Below are 15,816 nucleotides of genomic sequence, written 5' to 3'. Positions count from 1 at the left end.
GGTCTCCCGGGAAGAGCGGACACGGGTCACCACCAAGAAAGTGATATCATTTATTTCCTTTTATTGATATCATCCCTTCATGAAGCAGTTGCTCCTTCGCATCGACGACGATCTCCACCAGCGCATCACCCGACGGGCCCAGCGGACCGGCCGTTCCATCAACGCCACCGCCGGGGAGATCCTCGCCCGCGGCGTGTCCGACGAAGTGCTGGACGCCCGGGCGGAGCTTCGCGCACGCGCCCGACGGCTCGGCGTCCTCGCCGACCCCCTCCCCTCCGCTCCGATCACCGAGGCCGAGCGTGAGCGTGCGCTCTCCAGCTCCAAAGGTCTCGGCCCCATCCTCGACACCCTCTGGGCCGAAGGCCGCTGAACCGGATGCTCACCTACGTCGACTCTTCCGTCCTGGCCTGCGCGTACCTCTTCGACGAACCCGGGCACGACAGGGCGCGCACCCTGCTCCAGAGCTCCGATCACCTCCTCGTCACCGGCACCTTGACCGTTGTGGAGGTGACCGGAGTGCTCGTCCGCGCCTCCCGCTGCCATCGGCTGCTGGAGCTGGACATGACGCTCGCCGCCCTCGCGTCGGACCTCGGAGAGGACGGTCCGGTCACTCTGATCGCCGCACCCCGCGACACCGTGGAGCGCAGAGCCACCCAGATCGTGTACGCCCACGGGCTGAGGGCCCTCGACGCGCTCCATCTCGCGACCGCCGAGCTGGCCGCCGTCCCGCTGCTGGAGAGTCCGGGAGACAAGCTCGGTTTCGCCAGCCGTGACACCGCCCAGTCCGAGGCGGCCGCGGCACTCGGCTTCACCCCGGTGTGACGATGTCCCCGCCCCGTGCGGCGGTGACTCACCGTTGCCAACGTGAACGCCGCATGCCGGGTCATGATCACCCGTGGACGTTGACCTTGCCGTAGCGTCAACGTCTCTAATGGGCGCATGCGAATCGGAGAGCTGGCCGCCCTGGCGGGCGTGTCGACCAGGACCGTGCGCCACTACCACCGGCTGGGCCTGCTGCCCGAGCCGGAACGGCGGGCCAACGGCTACCGCGTGTACGGCCTGCGCGCCGCGGTCACGCTGGCCAGGATCAGGCGCCTGACCGAGCTGGGGCTCAGCCTGGCCGAGGTCGGCGACGCGCTGGCCGACGACCGGGGCCGCGACCTGCGGGAGATCCTCACGGAGTTGGACGCCGACCTGGCCCGCCAGGAGCAGGGGATCCGGCGCAGGCGCGCCCGCCTGGCCGAGCTGCTCACCCGGGACAGTCTCCACCCCGACGACCCGATCTCCCCCGGGATGGCCGGCCTGCTGAGCTGCCTGCCGCAGGCGGAGACGGGCATGCTGGCCAGGGAACGCGAACTGCTCGCCCTGCTGGACACCGCCGCCGGACCGGACACGCACCGCCTGCTGCTGGAGACGGCCCCCGACGCCGGCCGCATGGGCGAGGTGGAGGATCTGTACCGGGAACTGGACGCGCTCGCCGACGCCGACCCCGGTGATCCGCGGGTCCTCGGACTGGCCGAGCGGCTGGCCGACGCCGTACCTCCGGAGATGCTCCGCTCCGGTCTGTTGGGCCCGGCCCTGCGGCCCGCGGACGCCGACGGCGACGGCGACGGCGGCGCGGACGGAGAGGCTCCGGCCGGGGAGCAGGAGGCGTTCGCGCGGGCGTTCCTCGCCGACCTGCCGCCCGCCCAGGCCGAGGTGGTCCGCCAGGTCATGGCCCTGCTGGCGGACAGGAGCGCCACATGACCCACCGGTGGACGCGGCAGGCCGTCCTGACCGCCGCGGGCGGGCTGGTCCACCACCAGAGGCGGACGATCACGAGTCTGCTGCTCTGGCCAACCGGCGGGAGGCACGGCGTGCGCGAGGGCGACCGTGCGTTCGGCTACCTGCGCGGCGAGGTCCCGGTGATGCTGGCGATGCTCCTCGTCCTTGTCCTCGAAGGCGCGGCCATGGCGTTCCTCATCCCCTGGCCCGTCGTGCACCTGGCCGCGCTGGTACTGCACGTCGGCCTGGTCGCGCAGGTCCTGGGCTCCGTCGCGGCCGGGATCACCCGCCCGCACGTGGTCTCGGCCGGGGAACTGCGCGTCCGGTACGGCGCCGCCTTCGACCTGCGGATCCCGCTCCACCTGATCACCGGGGTCCGGCTGGACCGGCGCGTCCACGACGGCGGCACCGTCCGGCTGGACGGGGACCGGCTGGAGGTGGTCGTCTCGGCGCGGACGTCGGTCACCGTCGAACTGGCCGAGCCCGTCCCCGTCACCCTGCCGCTGGGCCGTACCGGCGCGGCCTCGCTCGTCCGCCTGCACGCCGACGACCCCGGGGAGTTCGTCCGCACGCTGTCGGCCCGGCTGCGGGCCGCGGGAACCGGCGATGAGCCCGTCACACAGGACCGGGCGCGGTGACGCTCCGGCCATCACACCTTTCGGACGCCGCAGGAAGAGGTCTGCGCGACGCTCAGGAGCGGGCGCGCTGGGTCAGCGCGACGCACGCCAGTACGGCCAGCGCCGCCCCCACCGTCGCCGCCCCCACCTCCTCGCCGAGCAGGAGCCAGGACCACACCAGCGTCAGCAGCGGCTGGGCGAGCTGGGTCTGCCCGGCGCGGGCGATGCCTCCCCGCGCCAGGCCCGCGTACCACGGGATGAAGCCGAGGAACATCGCGACCAGCCCGGCGTAGGCGAATCCGGCCAGCGGGAGGGCCCCCGGCCGGACCTCGGTGGTCAGCGCCAGGACGGCGGTCGCGGGGACGGTGAGCGGCGCGGCCACCACCAGGGCGCGGGAGATCACCTGCCAGCCGGGGGTCTCGCGGGTCAGCCGCGCGCCCTCGGTGTAGCCGGCGGCGGCCGCCAGCAGCGCCCCGACCAGGAGCAGGTCGGCCCCGCTGACGCGGCCGCCGCCCCGGCTGAGGCTGAAGACCGTGATCGAAACCGCCCCCAGGCCGCAGGCGAGCCAGAACAGCGGCCGGGGCCGTTCTCCGGCCCGCAGTACGGCGCAGGCGGCCGTGGCGGCGGGTAGTAGCCCGATGACCACGGCGGCATGCCCCGCGCTCGTCCCGGCGTCGAGCGCGAGCCCGCTGAGCAGCGGGAAGCCGAAGACCACGCCGGCCACGATGACGAGGTAGGACCTCAGCTGGGAGCGGGGAGGCAGCAGCGGCACCCGGGCCGCCAGGAGGAACGCCAGCGCCGCCACCGCCCCGACCACGGCCCGGCCGATCGCCACCAGGTAGGGGTCGAAGCCCTCCATCGCGAACACCGTCGCGGGGAACGAGCCGGAGAACGCGAGCACCCCGAGCCCGGCCAGCAGCGTCCCCTGCCAGGCTCCTGCCGGAGCACTCGGGACGGAGGGGGTCCGGCTGGGGGAGCCCGGGACGGAGGACTTCGGGCGGGAGGAGGGCGGCACGGAGAGGCCGGGGACTCCCAAGACCTCGGGACCGGTGGACCCGCTCTGGACGAAGGGGCCGACCGCATCCGCTATCCGCGCGGGAGTGATAGCGCTACTCTTATTTCTCATGAATGAAGATAGCAGTATCCTCCGATTGGCCGCCATCCTCCGCGAGGAGACGGAACGGCTCCGGCCGGGGGACAGACTGCCGTCGAGCCGGGAGCTGATGCGCCGCCACGGCGTCAGCCCGGTGACCGTCTCGCGGGCGCTCGGCCGGCTGGCGGCCGAGGGACGGGTGGTGACCCGGCCGGGCAGCGGCACCTACGTCGCGCCCCGGACCGCCCGCGTGAAGAGCGAGCCCGCCGACCTCTCGTGGCAGACGGTCGCCCTGGGCGATCGGGTGGTGGACGACACCCGGGTGGTTGGGCTGCTCACGCCGCCGCCCGAGGGGACCGTCCCGATGACCGGCGGCTACCTCAATCCCGCACTCTGCCCGTCCAGGGCGCTCGGCACCGCCGCCGCCCGCGCCCTGCGCCGTCCCGACGCCTGGGCGGTCCCGCCGGTCACCGGGCTGGCGGAGCTGCGCCGGTGGTTCGCCCAGGAGGCCGGGGGGGACGTCGCCCCCGCCGACGTCCTCGTGGCCGGCGGGGGGCAGTCGGCCCTCGCCCACGCCTTCCGGGCCCTGGCCGCCCCCGGCTCCCCGGTGCTCGTCGAGACCCCCGCCTATCCCGGCGCGCTCGCCGCCGCGCGGGCCGCCGGGCTGCGGGCGACCGCCGTGCCGACGGACCGCGACGGGGTGCGGCCCGAGCTCCTGGCCGAGGCGTTCGCCGTCACCGGCGCGCGGGTCTTCTGCTGCCAGCCGACCCTGCACAACCCCACCGGCGCGACGCTCGGCCTGGAGCGCCGCGAGCAGGTCCTGGCGGTGGCCCGGGCTGCGGGCGCGTTCGTGGTGGAGGACGACTACGCCCGCTACTTCACGACCGCGCCCGTCCCTCCGCCGCTGGTGGCGCTCGACACCCACGGCACCGTGGTCCACGTCAACTCCCTGACGAAGGTCCTGTCCCCGAGCGTGCGCGTGGCGGGGGTCGTCGCCCGGGGCCCGGCCGCCCACCGGCTCAGGGCGAGTCAGGTGGTGGACTCCTTCTTCGTGGCCAGGCCGCTGCAGGAGACGGTGCTGGAGTTCGTCGGCTCCCCCGCCTGGCCGCGCCACCTGTCCGCTCTCACCGGCGAGCTGGCCGCCCGCAGGGACGCGCTCCTCGCGGCCCTCGCCGCCAGGCTGCCTGCAGCCGAGCCCCACCTCGTGCCCCGGGGCGGCCTGCACCTGTGGGTACGGCTTCCGCAGGACCTCGACGAGGACGCCGTGGTGGAGGCGGCCCGGAGGGAAGGGGTCCTGGTCGGCCCGGGCCGCGTCCACTACCCCGCCGAGCCGCCGGGGCCCCGGCTCCGCCTCACCCACACGGCCGCGGCCCACCTCTCCGAACTGGCCGAGGGGGTCCGGCGGCTGGCCCTGGCGGTGGAGCGGGTGGCCTCATGATCCGGTCCCGGACCTCCTCGCGGCCCCCGAGGCAGGGCCGTACGGCTCATCAGGCCCTCTCGCGGCCCGGGGAGCGCCGCACGGCTCGTCAGGCCGCCTTGCCGTCCCCGGGGCAGCGCCACGGCCGGCCCGCCGGACACGCCGCCGGCGGCCTTCCGGAGGTATCGGAGGCGAGGAGAACCATCTACTGCCATACAGTGGTGACGAAGGGGTGATCCGTCCATGCCCGAGTCCGCCGTCCTGGTGTGCGAGTTCGTCAACAGCTACGACGTCGAGAGCGACACCGACGCGCTCTCCTCCCCGGCGGCGCTCGTCGCCTGGCTCGCCCGACGCGGCCTGGCCGGGACCGGCGACCCCGCGGGTGACGAGGAGTTGGCCGCCGCCGTCGACCTCCGCGAGACCCTGCGCGCGGCGTTGCGCGCCAACCACGCCCCCGGCCCCGACCGCACCCCGGAGCGCGTTTCACCACTCCCCCGCCCGTTCGACCGGCTGCCGGTCGCGGTCGTCCTCACCCCCGGCGGGCCCGTGCTGGAGCCGACCGGAACCGGCGTCCTGGCCGGGCTCGCGAGGATCGCGGCGGCGATGGTGGAGGTCCGCGTCGAAGGCCTCTGGCCGCGGCTCAAGGTGTGCACCGAGAGCACCTGCCAGTGGGCGTTCGTCGACTCCTCCAAGAACCGTTCCCGATCATGGTGCTCGATGAAGGTGTGTGGAAATCGCACCAAGACCAGGGCATATCGGGCACGCCGCCAGAGCGGGACAGGTTCGCGTCATCTGTGAGCCAGATTCCCCGATACGGTGTAACTGCCTGTCTCCCGGGTCCACCCGCCTGATGCCCGCTCGCGTGGCACGAGACCTGCGAGGCAGCGCGTCCCTGGCGGCGTACGGCAGATAAGGAGCGGGCCGAGATGGCAGACGTAGGCGTGCGGGCGGCTCGGCACGATGATGTCGACGCGGTGACGAGGACCCAGATCCGCGCCTGGCGATACGGCTACAGGGAGTTCCTGCCCGAGGGGCCGCTGGAGCAGATGACCGGCCCGGCCGCCGAGAAGATGTGGCGCCGGCAGTGGGACGAGGCGATCGTCACCCCGCCCACCTCCCTGCACCGCGTGCTCGTCGCGGTGGAGCAGGTCGTCCTCGACACCGACGCGTTCCCCGCGCTCGGCCCCGGCGGGATCGAGGCCATGGCCGCGATGCAGGGCGCCGAGCGCGTGGTGGGCCTGGCCTCCCACGCCCCGGCCGAGGACCCCGACCTCGACCCCACCGTCACGGCCGAGATGCTCTCCTTCCTGGTGGACCCCGACCACGTCCGGCGCGGCCACGGCAGCCGCCTGCTCAACGCCACGGTCGACCACCTGCGCGAGGACGGCTACCGCACCGTCGTCACCTGGGTGTTCGCCGACAACCACGCCCTGCTCGGGTTCCTGGAGTCGGCCGGCTGGGGCGAGGACGGCGCCGAGCGGGTCCTGGACATGGGCCGCCCCGTGCGGATGGTCCGCCTGGCCACCGACATCAGCTGACCGTCCGTCCGGTCACCGGCGCGTCGGCCGGTGATCCGCGCGACCACCGGCATCGTCCGGGAAGCGGTGCGGCCCCGCCGCGGCGGAAGGTCCGCGGAGCACCGCCCGGAGGCGTCCCACCCTGCTTCCGCCGCACCGACGGGCCCGCGAAGCGCCCCCACACGTCCGAGAGGAAACCCGCCACCGCCATGGCCACCCCGCGCCAGTGGATCGCCGGAGCCCGTCCGCGCACCCTTCCCGCCGCCGTCGTCCCCGTCGCCGTCGGCACCGGCGTCGCCGTCGGGTACGGCGGGGCGGTGTGGTGGCGCGCCCTGCTGGCCCTGTTCGTGGCCCTCGCCCTCCAGGTGGGCGTGAACTACGCCAACGACTACAGCGACGGCGTGCGCGGCACCGACGACGAGCGGGTCGGCCCGATGCGCCTGGTCGGGTCGCGCGCCGCGTCCCCGCGCGAGGTCCTGACGGCCGCCCTGGCCTGCTTCCTGGCCGCCGCCGCGGCCGGGCTGGCGCTGGTCGTGGCCACCGGCGCCTGGTGGCTGCTGGCGGTCGGCGCGGCGTCGATCGCGGCGGCCTGGTTCTACACCGGCGGCTCCCGCCCGTACGGCTACCGCGCGCTCGGCGAGATCTCGGTCTTCGTCTTCTTCGGCCTGGTCGCCGTGGCGGGCACCACGTTCGTCCAGCTGGAGTGGCTGCCCTGGACCGCCCTGGCCGCCGCGGTCCCCGTCGGGCTGCTGTCCTGCGCGATGCTGGTGGTCAACAACCTGCGCGACATCGTCACCGACGGCCCCGCGGGCAAGCGCACGATGGCGGTCGTCCTGGGCGACGCCCGCACCCGCACCCTCTACGTCCTCTGCCTGGTCCTGCCGCTCGTCATCTCGTCGGCGCTGGCCCCCTGGCACCCGTTCGCGGCGCTGGGCGTGCTCGCCGCCCCGCTGGCGATCGGTCCGGTCAGGGCGGTCCGCGCGGGCGCCGCCGGCCCGGCGCTGATCGCGACCCTCCAGCAGACCGGCCGCTTCCAGCTCGCCTTCGGCGTGCTGTTCACCCTCGGCCTGGCACTCTAGGAGGACCTCGGCCCGGCACTCCAGGGGGAGAGGAGGCGGCGCATCACGACGCGGGGGGCGAGCTCGATGCCCAGCTCCCGCTCGCGGGCCACCAGGGCGGCCAGCTCGGGCCCCCACTCGGCCGCGTCCAGCACGGCGAAGCCGCGGCGGCCGTACCAGGGCCCGTTCCACGGGACGTCCCGGAACGTGGTGAGGGTGACGGCCGCCGAGCCGATCGACGCCGCGTGGGCGCAGACGGCCTCCACCAGGCGACCGCCGATGCCCCGCCGCCCGTGGTCGGGGTGGACCGCGAGCTGGTCGAGGTGGACGTTCCCGTCGATCCAGCCGAACATGGCGAACCCGACCGGCGGGTCACCGGCCACCAGTACCCGGGACGGGTCACCGGCCTCCTCGACCATCGTCGTCCCGGCCGGGAAGGTGATCCCGACCTGGGCGAACACCCCGTCGGCCGCGACCTCCACCGCCGCCAGCCCCGGCAGCTCGCCCGCCGTGGCCCAGCGGACCTCAGTCGAAGTCGAAGATGGAGTGCTTGTCATAGAAATGGAGGATATAGCGGCAGCGCGTGCAGATCATCAGAGTCAACCGGTGGGAGGTCATCCCCCACCGGCCGTCCAGCCGCCCCTCTTCCTGCTGGAACTCCGAGTTGCCGCAGAGCGGACAGGCGAGCGAAGGTCGCGTCATACCGGTACGACGAACGGTGCCGCGGCCGGAGTTCCGGCCGCGGCACCGCGCGACGTCCCCGGAGACGGCTCCGCCGGCCGTCCCTCACAGGTCGAGCAGGTGCTCCAGTCCCACGGTCAGACCCGGGATCTCCCGGACCCGGCGGACGCCGAGCAGCACCCCGGGGGTGAACGACGCCCGGTTCATGGTGTCGTGGCGGATCGTGAGGATCTCCCCGTCGCCGCCCAGCAGCACCTCCTGGTGGGCGATCAGGCCCGCCAGCCGTACGGCGTGCACGTGGACGCCGTCCACGTCGGCGCCCCGGGCGCCGTCCAGCTCGGAGCTGGTCGCGTCGGGCATCGGGGCCGTCCCGGCCTTGCGCCGCGCCTCGGCGACCAGCTCGGCCGTACGGCGGGCGGTGCCCGAGGGGGCGTCCGCCTTGTTGGGGTGGTGCAGCTCGACGATCTCGACGGAGTCGAAGTAGCGGGCGGCCTGCTGCGCGAAGTGCATCATCAGCACGGCGGCGATGCCGAAGTTCGGCGCGATCAGCGCGTTGACGCCGGGGTTGGCCTCCAGCCAGCCGCGGACCCGCGCCAGCCGGTCGGCGTCGAACCCGGTGGTGCCGACCACCGGGTGGATCCCGTGCTCGATGCACCAGCGCATGTTGTCCATGACCGTGTCGGGGTGGGTGAAGTCGACCACGACCTCGGCGCCCTCCAGGGCCTCGATCGGATCGCCCTTGTCGACGGCCGCGACCAGCTCCAGGTCGTCCGCCGCCTCGACGGCCCTGCACACTTCGACACCGACGCGCCCGCGGGCGCCCAGAACTCCTACCCTGATCACGGCCCCAAGGGTATACCGCCGCGGAACGGCGGACGGCCCCGGCACTCGGTGCCGGGGCCGTCCGCGCAAATCACGCCGGTCCGGGACGGCCCGGCCGGCCTCCTTCAGGCCGAGACGGCCCAGCCGAAGTCCTTGTCCTGGTAGGGCCCGATGACCGCGAGGGTCCTCGGCCGGGTGAGGACGTCGGCGGCGACCGCGGAGATCTCCTCCGGGGTCACGGCCTCGATCCTCGCCAGCACCTCGTCGACGGAGAGCAGTTCGTCGTAGACGAGCTCGCCCTTGCCGATCCGGGACATCCGGGAGCCGGTGTCCTCCAGGCCGAGCACGAGGCCGCCGCGCATCTGCCCCTTGCCGCGGGCGATCTCCTCCTCGGAGAAGCCGTCGGCGACCACCCGCAGGAGCTCCTCCCGGCAGATCTTCAGCACCTCGTCCGCCTTGGACGGCAGGCAGCCGACGTAGACGCCGAACTGGCCGGTGTCGGCGTACTGCGAGGTGTAGCTGTACGCCGAGTAGGCCAGGCCGCGCTTCTCCCGGATCTCCTGGAAGAGCCGGGACGACATGCCGCCGCCGAGCGCCGCGTTGAGCACGCCGAGCGCGAAGCGCCGCTCGTCGGTGCGGGTCAGGCCGATCGTGCCGAGCACCAGGTTGGCCTGCTCCGTCGGGCGGTGCAGCACCCGGACGCCGGAGCGGGCCGGGACGGCCTCGCCGGACACGCGCGGCGGGACCGGCTCGGCGTCGCCGCCCAGCGCCCCCGCCCGCTCGTAGGCGGCGGCGACCAGCTCCACGACCTGCTCGTGGGTGACGTTGCCCGCCACCGACACGACGGTGCACGCGGGGAGGTACCGGCTCCGGTAGTACTCGTCGATCCGGTCGCGGCCGATCGCGTTGATCGTCTCGACCGTGCCGAGGATCGGCCGTCCGATGGGCGTGTCGCCGTACATCTCGGCGGAGAACTGCTCGTGCACCACGTCCGACGGGTCGTCGTCGTGCATGGCGATCTCCTCCAGGATCACGCCCCGCTCGGCCTCGACGTCGTCGGCGGTGATCAGCGAGGAGGTCACCACGTCGGCGAGCACGTCGATCGCCACCCGCAGGTCCTCATCGAGGACCCGCGCGTAGTAGCAGGTGTACTCCTTGGCGGTGAAGGCGTTGATCTCACCGCCGATGCCCTCGATCGCCGCGGAGATCTCCAGCGCGTCCCGTGTGGGAGTCCCCTTGAACAGCAGGTGTTCGAGGAAGTGGGACGCCCCCATGTGCTCGGGGTCCTCGTCCCTCGACCCGATGCCGACCCACATGCCGACCGCGACGGACCGCACGGTCGGCATGGTCTCGGTCACCACCCGGAGCCCACCGGGCAGGACGGTGCGCCGCACGACCCCGGCCCCGCCGGAGCCGGGGTGCAGAGTGGTGGTGATCACGAGTTGCGGTCTTCTTCCCCGCGGCTCCCGCCGCCGTTCGTACGGGTGCGGGTGCGGGTGCGGCGGGGCTTGTCCTCCACGGGCGCGGCGGCGGGCCGCTCCGCGGCGGGGGCGGCGTCCGTCGCGCCCGACTCGGGCGTACCGGCCTCGCCGCCCGTCTCGGCCTCCTTCTCGACGACCTCGACGGGGACGAGGGAGAGCTTGCCGCGGGAGTCGATCTCGGCGATCTCCACCTGGATCTTCTCGCCCACGTTCATGACGTCCTCGACGTTCTCGATGCGCTTGCCGCCGTGCAGCTTGCGGATCTGGGAGACGTGCAGCAGGCCGTCCTTGCCCGGCATGAGGGAGATGAACGCGCCGAAGGCCGCGATCTTGACGACCGTGCCCAGGTAGCGCTCGCCGACCTCCGGCATGTGCGGGTTGGCGATGGCGTTGATCGCCGACCGGGCCGCCTCGGCGGAGGTGCCGTCGGTGGCGCCGATGTAGATGGTGCCGTCGTCCTCGATCGTGATCTCGGCGCCGGTGTCGTCCTGGATCTGGTTGATCATCTTGCCCTTGGGGCCGATGACCTCGCCGATCTTGTCGACCGGGACCTTGATCGTGATGATGCGCGGGGCGGTGACGTTCATCTCCGCCGGGGAGTCGATGGCCTCCTGCATCACGTCGATGATGGCCAGGCGGGCGCCCTTGGCCTGCTTCAGCGCGGCGGCCAGGACCGAGGCGGGGATGCCGTCGAGCTTGGTGTCGAGCTGCAGGGCGGTGATGACGTCCTTGGTGCCGGCGACCTTGAAGTCCATGTCGCCCATCGCGTCCTCGGCGCCGAGGATGTCGGTCAGCGTGACGTACTGGTCGCCCTCGTTGATCAGGCCCATCGCGATGCCCGCGACGATGCCCTTCAGCGGGACGCCCGCGTCCAGCAGGGACATCGTGCTGGCGCAGACCGAGCCCATCGAGGTGGAGCCGTTGGAGCCGAGGGCCTCGGACACCTGCCGGATCGCGTAGGGGAACTCCTCGCGGGTCGGCAGCACCGGCAGCAGCGCCCGCTCGGCGAGCGCGCCGTGGCCGATCTCGCGGCGCTTGGGCGAGCCCACCCGGCCGGTCTCGCCGGTGGAGTACGGCGGGAAGTTGTAGTTGTGCATGTAGCGCTTGGTGCGCTCGGGGTTGAGCGTGTCGATCATCTGCTCCATGCGGAGCATGTTCAGCGTGGTGATGCCCAGGATCTGGGTCTCGCCGCGCTCGAACAGGGCCGAGCCGTGCACCCGGGGCACGACGTGGACCTCGGCGTTGAGCTGGCGGATGTCCTTCACGCCGCGGCCGTCGATGCGGACGCCCTCGGCGATGACCCGCGCGCGCATGAGCGACTTGGTCAGCGACCGGAAGGCGGCGCCGATCTCCTTCTCGCGGCCCTCGAAGTCCGGGGCGACCTTCTCGGCGGCCAGGGCCTTGAGCCGGTCCAGCTCGGCCTCGCGCTCCTGCTTGCCGGCGATGGTCAGCGCGGAGGCGAGCTCGCTCTTCACCGCGGCGGTCACGGCCTCCAGGACGTCGTCCTGGTAGTCGAGGAAGAGGGGGTACTCGCGGGTCTCCTTGGCGGCGACCTGCGCCACCTTGGCCTGCGCGTCGCACAGGACCTTGATGAACCGCTTGGAGGCCTCCAGACCCTGCGCCACGGTCTCCTCGGTGGGCGCGGCGGCGCCCTCGGCGATGAGCTTGAGCGTGCCGCGGGTGGACTCGGCCTCGACCATCATGATCGCGACGTCGCCGTCGTCCAGGACCCGGCCGGCGACCACCATGTCGAAGGTGGCGCTCTCCAGCTCCGTGTTGGTCGGGAAGGCCACCCACTGGCCCTCGATCAGCGCGACGCGCACGCCGCCGATCGGGCCGGAGAACGGCAGGCCGGCGAGCTGCGTGGACAGGGAGGCGGCGTTGATCGCGACCACGTCGTAGAGGTGCTCGGGGTGCAGCGCCATGATGGTGGCGACGACCTGGATCTCGTTGCGCAGGCCCTTGACGAAGGACGGGCGCAGCGGCCGGTCGATCAGGCGGCAGGTGAGGATGGCGTCCTCGGACGGGCGGCCCTCACGCCGGAAGAACGATCCGGGGATGCGGCCCGCGGCGTACATGCGCTCCTCGACGTCCACCGTGAGGGGGAAGAAGTCGAGGTTCTCCTTGGGGTTCTTGGACGCGGTGGTCGCGGACAGGACCATCGTCTCGTCGTCCAGGTAGACGACGGCGGAACCCGCCGCCTGGCGCGCGAGGCGGCCGGTCTCGAACCGGACGGTACGCGTGCCGAAAGAGCCGTTGTCGATGACGGCTTCGCTGCTGTGGACACCCTCCACGGGGGACCTCCTTTGGTCGGTCGCCCGCGTCCCCCAGGCACGCGTGTCGCGCCTGGGCCTCTTTTCGCCGCCCCGTAGGTGCAGCGCCGGTCTTCGATCGAAGCGCCCGGTTCGCGTGCGGCACGAGCCGCGATGACCGGGGGCCACTACCGAGGACCGGCCCTTCGACGCCGTGGGGCGCACTTGCTCTCGGACGCGGGGCACTTTCTCGGCTATTCAGTTCGGTTGATCAGTGTGCCCGCGGAACCGGCGTTCACGCGACGCGACGCGCCGGAGACCGGGCCATGAGGCGGGGAGCGGCGCGGACGCCGCTCCCCCGTCATGCTATCGGCGCAGGCCGAGCCGCTCGATGAGCGAGCGGTAACGCTGGATGTCCTTGCTCTGCAGGTACTTGAGCAGACGACGACGACGGCCGACCAGCAGCAGCAGACCGCGCTGGCTGTGGAAGTCGTGCTTGTTGCGCTTCATGTGCTCGGTGAGCTCGCTGATGCGCTTGCTGAGCAGCGCGATCTGCACCTCGGGCGAACCGGTGTCGGTCTCGCTCTTGGCGTACTCACTGATGATCTGCTTCTTGGCGCCGGTGTCGAGCGACACATCTCTCCTTGAACGTCTACGGGCACGCGCGATCTCGGGAGCCCGAGCGACCGTGCGTGCCTACAGTCGCCGTGGCGGATCAGAGGCCGGGGGTTACGACACCACCGGTTACAGAGCTGACATGCCAGGCTACCACCGGCCGTCGCCCGCTCGCACGCCCCGCGGCGCCCGGCCTCCCGGCCCGGCCCGGCGCGGGCCGGGCCTGGTCGGACGTTCAGGAGGTGAAGCGGCGGGCCTCGTCGACGTCGGCGTGCATCTGCTCGATCAGCGCCTCGATCGAGTCGAACCGCTGGTTGTCGCGGAGCCGGCGGCCGAACTCCACCGCCACGTGCGCGCCGTACAGCTCCAGGTCGTCGCGGTCGAGCGCGTAGGCCTCGACGGTGCGGGCCACCCCCTCGAACGTCGGGTTGGTGCCCACGGAGATCGCCGCGGGCCAGCGCTCGCCGCCGTAGGCGGCGGGCAGGTTGCCCACCGCGATGCCCTGGAGCCAGCCCGCGTAGACCCCGTCCGGCGGGATCGCGGTGAACTCGGGCGACTCGACGTTGGCGGTGGGGAAGCCGAGCTGCCGGCCGCGCTGGTAGCCGCGGACCACCACGCCCTCCACCCGGTGCGGGCGGCCCAGCGCCGCGGTGACCGTCTCCACGTCCCCCGCGGCGAGCCGCTCGCGGATCATGGTGGAGGAGATGGTCTCGCCGTCGGCGACCAGAGGGACGCCCTCGGCCTCGAAGTCGTACTTCTCGCCGAGCGTCCGCAGCGTCTCGACGTCGCCCGCGGCCTTGTGGCCGAAGCGGAAGTTCTCCCCCACCACGACCCCCGCGGCGTGCAGCCGGTCCACCAGCACGGTCTGCACGAACTCGTCCGGGCTCATCCGGGAGAACTCCAGGGTGAAGGGGAGCACGCAGACCGCGTCCACGCCGAGCGCGCCGAGCAGCTCGGTGCGGTGCCTGGCCGTCGTCAGCCGGGGCGGGTGCGTGCCGGGGCGGACCACCTCCTCCGGGTGCGGATCGAAGGTCACGACCACCGAGGGGAGCCCGAGCCTCCCGGCCATCGCGACGGCGCGGGCCACCATCTGCTGGTGGCCGGTGTGCACTCCGTCGAAGACGCCGATCGTGATGACGGACCTGCCCCAGTCGCCGGGAACATCGTCCAGTCCGTGCCAGCTTCGCACCGCAGCCTCTTCCTTCTCGACGTCTCCCCTGCGTGAACCGCCGGGGATCGGGGGTTCCGCCCTGACCCGAGGGGCAGGTCCTCCGCCCTGAGTATCCGGTGACGGATCGACGTCTCAAGCGTGCCATGCGCGGGGCGCTCCCACCGCATCGGGGAGGCCCTACGGCGCGGGGGACCCCGCCCGATCCGCAGCGGATCCGGGTCCGTCCGGTCCTGGTCGGGCGAGGTCGGGCGAGGTCGCTGCGGTCCCGACCGGTCCCGGCGGGTCGGCCCAGGTCGGCCCGGCCCGCGTCCGGCCCGCGTCCGGTCCGGGTCAGCCCGCGAAGACGGCCAGGGACGTGGCGACCTTGCCGTGCTCCTCGACGAGGGCGACGAGGGCGCCGTCCGGTCCGAACACCCCGACCGGTCCCGGGCCCAGCCCCGCGGCGGGCAGCCGGCCGCCGTGCGCGACCGTGCGGGCCTCCTCGGCGGTCACGTCGCGCCGGGGGAAGGCCGCCGCGACGGCGTCGGCCATCGGCAGGATCACGCACTCCCGGCCGAGTTCCTCGATCGTGTGCGCCATCGACAGGTCGTACGGCCCGACCCGGGTGCGGCGCAGGGAGGTCAGGTGGCCGCCGGTGCCCAGGGCCGCGCCGAGGTCCCGGGCCAGGGCCCGGATGTAGGTGCCGCTGGAGCAGGTCACCGAGACGTCGACGTCGAGCAGGTCGCCCTCGCGGCGGACGGCGGTGACCTCGAACCCGGACACCGTCACCGGGCGCGCCGCGAGCTCGACCGCCTCCCCCGCCCTGGCCATCTTGTAGGCCCGCTGCCCGTTCACCTTGATGGCGCTCACCTGCGGCGGGACCTGCATGATCCGGCCGGTCAGCGCCGCGATCCCCTTGCGGACGTCCTCCTCGGCCACGCCTGCGGCCGACGCCGTCGCGATGACCTCCCCCTCGGCGTCGTCGGTGTTGGTCGACCGGCCCAGCCGGATCGTGCCGTCGTAGCCCTTCTCGGTCAGCGCCAGGTGGCCGAGCAGGCGGGTCGCCTTCTCCACGCCCACCACCAGCACGCCGGTGGCCATCGGGTCCAGGGTCCCGGCGTGGCCGACCCGGCGGGTGCCCGCGATGCCGCGGAGCTTGCCGACGACGTCGTGCGAGGTCCAGTCGGCGGGCTTGTCCACGATGATCAGTCCGCTCGGCGGCGGGGTTCGCTTGACGCGGGCCGTACTCATCACAACTCCTCGATCACGGGGGCCTCCGCCCCGGAGCGGGGAGAGGCCGGCGACGCGTCCCCGGCGCGGGGACGTCCGCACGGTTGTCCAGGGTGCGC

Annotated in this window: 16 protein-coding genes; 8 read left to right on the top strand and 8 right to left on the bottom strand. The window is 73.2% G+C overall.

Annotated elements, in window-relative coordinates; translation table 11 throughout:
* The first annotated feature begins 79 nt into the window (after positions 1-79).
* The 4 genes from HS045_RS17145 to HS045_RS17130 all read left to right on the top strand — a co-directional run bounded on the left by HS045_RS17145 (position 80) and on the right by HS045_RS17130 (position 2,402).
* Positions 80-370 (top strand): hypothetical protein, encoded by a 291-nt coding sequence (locus HS045_RS17145; RefSeq protein WP_196452331.1) that lies wholly within the window; start codon positions 80-82, stop codon positions 368-370.
* Between the two features lie 5 nt (positions 371-375).
* A complete protein-coding gene (locus HS045_RS17140) occupies positions 376-822 on the top strand; it encodes a type II toxin-antitoxin system VapC family toxin (RefSeq protein ID WP_196452330.1) in 447 nt (148 codons plus the stop codon).
* Between the two features lie 117 nt (positions 823-939).
* Positions 940-1,746 carry a MerR family transcriptional regulator gene (locus HS045_RS17135; protein ID WP_196452329.1) on the top strand — a complete coding sequence of 269 codons (807 nt, stop codon included), beginning with the start codon at positions 940-942 and terminating at the stop codon, positions 1,744-1,746.
* Positions 1,743-2,402 carry a hypothetical protein gene (locus HS045_RS17130; protein WP_196452328.1) on the top strand — a complete coding sequence of 220 codons (660 nt, stop codon included), beginning with the start codon at positions 1,743-1,745 and terminating at the stop codon, positions 2,400-2,402. Before HS045_RS17135 ends, HS045_RS17130 begins: the two co-directional genes overlap by 4 nt.
* 52 nt (positions 2,403-2,454) lie before the next feature.
* On the opposite strand, the gene HS045_RS17125 is transcribed toward HS045_RS17130, so the two are convergent.
* A complete protein-coding gene (locus HS045_RS17125; protein ID WP_307827565.1) occupies positions 2,455-3,396 on the bottom strand; it encodes a DMT family transporter in 942 nt (313 codons plus the stop codon).
* A gap of 127 nt (positions 3,397-3,523) precedes the next feature.
* Between HS045_RS17125 and HS045_RS17120 the strand changes: the two genes are divergently transcribed.
* From HS045_RS17120 to HS045_RS17105, 4 genes are all read left to right on the top strand, one after another.
* A complete protein-coding gene (locus tag HS045_RS17120; protein ID WP_374191393.1) occupies positions 3,524-4,912 on the top strand; it encodes a PLP-dependent aminotransferase family protein in 1,389 nt (462 codons plus the stop codon).
* Between the two features lie 222 nt (positions 4,913-5,134).
* Complete coding sequence (locus HS045_RS17115) at positions 5,135-5,689, top strand: CGNR zinc finger domain-containing protein (RefSeq protein WP_196452325.1); 555 nt, start codon at positions 5,135-5,137, stop codon at positions 5,687-5,689.
* Between the two features lie 128 nt (positions 5,690-5,817).
* Positions 5,818-6,429 (top strand): GNAT family N-acetyltransferase, encoded by a 612-nt coding sequence (locus tag HS045_RS17110; RefSeq protein WP_196452324.1) that lies wholly within the window; start codon positions 5,818-5,820, stop codon positions 6,427-6,429.
* Between the two features lie 188 nt (positions 6,430-6,617).
* Positions 6,618-7,487, top strand: coding sequence for a 1,4-dihydroxy-2-naphthoate polyprenyltransferase (locus HS045_RS17105; RefSeq protein WP_196452323.1), 870 nt, complete (start codon positions 6,618-6,620; stop codon positions 7,485-7,487).
* Here HS045_RS17105 and HS045_RS17100 read toward each other — a convergent pair.
* The 7 genes from HS045_RS17100 to truB all read right to left on the bottom strand — a co-directional run bounded on the left by HS045_RS17100 (position 7,484) and on the right by truB (position 15,718).
* Positions 7,484-8,023 carry a GNAT family N-acetyltransferase gene (locus tag HS045_RS17100; protein ID WP_196452322.1) on the bottom strand — a complete coding sequence of 180 codons (540 nt, stop codon included), beginning with the start codon at positions 8,021-8,023 and terminating at the stop codon, positions 7,484-7,486. The genes HS045_RS17105 and HS045_RS17100 overlap by 4 nt on opposite strands.
* Positions 8,024-8,252: 229 nt before the next feature.
* Positions 8,253-8,990 carry a 4-hydroxy-tetrahydrodipicolinate reductase gene (dapB, locus tag HS045_RS17095; protein WP_196452321.1) on the bottom strand — a complete coding sequence of 246 codons (738 nt, stop codon included), beginning with the start codon at positions 8,988-8,990 and terminating at the stop codon, positions 8,253-8,255.
* A 104-nt stretch (positions 8,991-9,094) separates the two neighbouring features.
* The gene (locus HS045_RS17090) at positions 9,095-10,405 is read right to left on the bottom strand and encodes a pitrilysin family protein (RefSeq protein WP_196452833.1); all 1,311 of its coding nucleotides are present in this window, start codon (positions 10,403-10,405) and stop codon (positions 9,095-9,097) included.
* Entirely contained in the window at positions 10,405-12,744 is a 2,340-nt protein-coding gene (locus tag HS045_RS17085) for a polyribonucleotide nucleotidyltransferase (RefSeq protein ID WP_196452320.1), read from the bottom strand. The genes HS045_RS17090 and HS045_RS17085 overlap by 1 nt, the downstream gene beginning before the upstream one ends.
* Positions 12,745-13,068: 324 nt before the next feature.
* Complete coding sequence (gene rpsO, locus HS045_RS17080) at positions 13,069-13,338, bottom strand: 30S ribosomal protein S15 (RefSeq protein ID WP_196452319.1); 270 nt, start codon at positions 13,336-13,338, stop codon at positions 13,069-13,071.
* A 214-nt stretch (positions 13,339-13,552) separates the two neighbouring features.
* On the bottom strand, positions 13,553-14,506 hold the full coding sequence (locus tag HS045_RS17075) for a bifunctional riboflavin kinase/FAD synthetase (protein WP_196452318.1): 954 nt from the start codon (positions 14,504-14,506) through the stop codon (positions 13,553-13,555).
* Positions 14,507-14,818: 312 nt separating this feature from the next.
* The gene (truB, locus tag HS045_RS17070; protein ID WP_196452317.1) at positions 14,819-15,718 is read right to left on the bottom strand and encodes a tRNA pseudouridine(55) synthase TruB; all 900 of its coding nucleotides are present in this window, start codon (positions 15,716-15,718) and stop codon (positions 14,819-14,821) included.
* Positions 15,719-15,816 lie beyond the last annotated feature (98 nt).

The sequence above is a fragment of the Planomonospora sp. ID82291 genome (assembly GCF_015711645.1).
In the GTDB taxonomy this organism is placed as follows: Bacteria; Actinomycetota; Actinomycetes; order Streptosporangiales; family Streptosporangiaceae; genus Planomonospora.
Note: the sequence above shows the minus strand (reverse complement) of the source record. Positions and strands in the feature narration are given on the sequence as shown.